At 37.9% G+C, this 3,567-nt stretch carries 3 protein-coding genes and 1 pseudogene; 2 read left to right on the top strand and 2 right to left on the bottom strand.

Features of this window, described 5'->3' with window-relative positions; translation table 11 throughout:
- Positions 1 to 80 precede the first annotated feature (80 nt).
- Positions 81 to 239: pseudogene (locus tag F6K13_RS23835) on the top strand (transcriptional repressor); the annotation flags it as partial.
- Between the two features lie 180 nt (positions 240 to 419).
- Here the strand turns inward: F6K13_RS23835 and F6K13_RS23840 are convergent.
- Together F6K13_RS23840 and F6K13_RS23845 are read right to left on the bottom strand one after the other, a co-directional pair.
- Positions 420 to 1,388 carry an SPFH domain-containing protein gene (locus F6K13_RS23840; protein WP_124147358.1) on the bottom strand — a complete coding sequence of 323 codons (969 nt, stop codon included), beginning with the start codon at positions 1,386 to 1,388 and terminating at the stop codon, positions 420 to 422.
- 29 nt (positions 1,389 to 1,417) lie between these two features.
- Positions 1,418 to 1,882: an NfeD family protein gene (locus F6K13_RS23845; RefSeq protein WP_124147359.1), complete on the bottom strand. Its 465-nt coding sequence runs from the start codon at positions 1,880 to 1,882 to the stop codon at positions 1,418 to 1,420.
- Between the two features lie 306 nt (positions 1,883 to 2,188).
- On the opposite strand from F6K13_RS23845, the gene F6K13_RS23850 reads away from it, so the two are divergent.
- Positions 2,189 to 3,567, top strand: a 1,379-nt coding sequence (locus F6K13_RS23850; RefSeq protein ID WP_287288589.1) for a PP2C family serine/threonine-protein phosphatase, incomplete at its 3' end; no start/stop codon positions are given.

Raw genomic sequence — 3,567 nt, forward strand, 5'->3', positions numbered from 1 at the left:
GGTTAACTATGAATAGAACTTAACTGATAATATCTAACGTGGTCAGTTGAAATCTAATATTTTTTAATCTCGTGACAAAACAATATCATCTGACCTGTGTAAAATGTGGGACTTCTATTCCTATTTATGAATGTCCTGTCCATAATTTAGAAAATAAATTACAGAAGTCCCACAAATTTAAGATTTTTTATCACACTTTAGAGTTTTTTGGACTTTGTGACAGTTGTACTTTAACTTGAAGAAGGAGTCAGGAGACAGAAGACAGGAGACAGAATAAATTGCATGGGGATAGTCAACGACCGGCCACTTCATGTCTTAATAACCCCAAATAATTGTAGACACCGGGGGTGATGATGGGAATTTATACCCCATAAAGCTTCCTTCCAGGAGACAGTTCCGATGAGCAAAGCCAAAAAATTCTACTGACTTTGAACTGAATTTTTGCCATCTGCCACAATGGAACGCATACCTTCCAAAGTTGCTGGAATATTTCGGGGGTCCATGAACATAACTTTACTACTGTCACTACTACCAATTTTCTGACCCATATCCAAATAGTTTTGAGCCAATAAAAATTGGAGTGCTTCTTTAGCATTGGGGTCTTTATGGAGGGTTTTAGTAATAATTTCTAGTGCTTCTGAAGTTGCAGAAGCTCTTAATACTTGAGATTGACGTTCAGCTTGAGCTTTAAGAATAATTGCTTTTTGTTGTGCTTCTGCTTCTAAAATAGTTGCTTTTTGACGAGCTTCAGCATCAAGAACTTGTGATTCTGCTTTACCTCTAGCAGAGTTAATTGCAGAATCTCTTTCCCCTTCTGAAGTTAAAATTGCTGCCCGTTTTTGTCGCTCCGCAGTCATCTGTAATTCCATAGAATCTTGTACTGCTTTTGAAGGGCTAATATCTCGTAATTCTACCCTAGTTACTTTCACTCCCCAAGGGTCAGTAGCTATGTCTAATTCTCTGAGTAATACCTCATTAATTTCTGTGCGTGCTGTAAAGGTTTGGTCTAATTCTAATTTACCCATTTCTGCCCGAATTTGAGTTAGAACTAGATTAACCATTGCAGATTTAAGGTCTTCGACTTTGTAGTAGGCTTTTTCCAAATCCATAATCCGCCAATAAACCACAGCATCTACACTAATTGCTACGTTATCTCTAGTAATACATGGTTGAGGTGGAATATCTAATACTTTTTCCCGAATTGTTTCTTGATAAGAAATTCTATCTAAAAATGGGATAATAAATTTCAAACCAGCATCTAATTTTCTGCCATTATATTTACCTAAAGTTTCTACTAAAGCTTCGTTTCCTTGATTAATAACTTTGACACTTCCGGCTAAACTTGAACCACCTAAAGCTAAAAAGACTAACAAAAAAAACTGTTCCATTTTTAATCTCCTAATTATCTAATTAGTTGTTATCTCAATTGACTTTGGTGAGGGAGATAAACTGAAGAATTTAATAAATTTTCTGGCAGTACAAATAAAGTATTACCTTCACGTCTAACGACAATAACTTTTTCATGAGCAGCGATCGTGCTACTTTCATCGTCACATTTTGCCCGCCAAGAATTACCTTCATAAATTACTCGACCAGGCTGGCCTGGTAATATTTCTGTTAAAGTTTCTGCTTCCTGAGCATCTGCAATAGTCGCCACTGTATGATTGGGCAACAGGCGACGGAAGGCAAGAATAGAAGCTACAGAAAAAATCATCCACAAGGCCACTTGTACGCTAATACTAGGAATTAAGAGGGACACTCCTGCCACAACAAAGGCACTTAGTCCCATCATAAATTCAACAAAGGCTGTGGGTACGAGGAGTTCTAAAAAACAAAGAATTGACCCAGCCAGTAACCAAAATATCGTTGGATTTAATAGCATGGATAAATGGGAGTGGTGAGGTTAAATTTATGAGTGATTTTTCAGTAAAATTACTGTAGTTTGCTTTCATCACTAGCTAAAATTATTTCTTGACAAATAGTCAAGTATATAATTTATTTTATTCTGAAATTTATGAAGATAACTTCTATCTCAACATATCTTTGCGTCTTGACACAAAGAAATTCAGTTTGGAACCCTCCTAAATTATTTATCAACACCGAAAAAAACAATTCCTTATATAAGTTCTCAAATTAATATTTCTAGTATAATTTTTAATTTTTAATTTTTAAATATTGAGTTAATAAAATGTCTTCTACCCCACTAATTCATTGCCCAAATATTAACTGTCCTCATCCGGCCAATTCCTGGGGTCGCCAAGAGTGCGAAGCTTGCCAAACTCAATTAATCTATCGCTATTTATGGGCTGTTGATGCCGGAGTTGAGATTCCTGTTGGGGAGTTTCTGGGCGATCGCTACTATGTTGTAGCTCCACAAGTTTGGCTGGATACTAAACCTGCTCAACCTCCTTTTATGTATGAGGAGTTACCAGATAATATAACGCCATATTTACATTTATATCCCTATAAACTCCATACACCAGGGTTATATGGTTTTTATCAATATGGAGAAGAAGCTTATCCTAGAGACATTCTGTTGTTAGACAATGTTCCTCTAGACTCTCAAGGTCAGTTGTATCCTGCTTTTGTAGAGGCTTGGCCTACAGCAACTCCTGTACGTCAAGTTTACTGGTTATGGCAAATAATGCAGTTATGGAAACCTTTATCAAAAGAGCGCATGGCTTTCAGTCTTTTGACAAATAGTTTAAGGGTCGAAGGTTGGCGGTTACGACTATTAGAGTTGGACTTACAAAACCGTAACACTAAACATAGAGATTTAAGGATTTTTTGGTCTAATTTGATTCCTACTGCTCATACTCATATCCAACAGCCATTACAAGAGATTTGTCAGATGATTGGAGATATTGGGGAATCTCTGGAGGCGATCGCCCCTAAATTGAACCAACTCCTATTGGAACAGGCGGCCAAATTACCATTAAGTGCAGAAATAGTAGGAGCTACGGATACTGGGCCTGTGCGTCTCCATAATGAAGATTGTTGTTATCCAACGGAACAAGATTTAGCTAGCAAGCAATTGGTGCCCCATTTAGCAATGATTTGTGATGGGGTAGGTGGCCATGATGGCGGAGAGGTAGCTAGTCAACTAGCAGTACAGTCCATTAAAAGATTAGTACAAAATCTATTGACAGAAGTAGCCCAACAACAGGATTTAACTTCACCAGATTTGGTAATGAAACAACTTGAGGAAATTATTCGGGTAGTCAATAACATGATTGCCACTGAGAATAATGAACAAGGAAGAGAGTCCCGACAACGTATGGGCACAACATTAGTTATGGCGCTACAGTTGCCCCAACAGGTAAAACCTTCTCTAGAATCAAATCCGAATAATGCCCATGAATTGTACATAGCTAATTTGGGAGATAGTCGTGCCTATTGGCTAACTAAAAATGCTTGTCAATTGTTGACTGTGGATGATGATGTGGCTTCTAGGGAGGTGTGTCTCGGTCATTGTCTGTATTGGCAGGCATTACAACGTCGTGATGCGGGTGCCCTGACTCAGGCTCTTGGTACGAGGGATGGGGAGTTTATTTGTCCCACTATTCA

The sequence above is a fragment of the Okeania sp. SIO2B9 genome (assembly GCF_010672505.1).
GTDB classification, from domain to species: Bacteria; Cyanobacteriota; Cyanobacteriia; order Cyanobacteriales; family Microcoleaceae; genus Okeania; species Okeania hirsuta.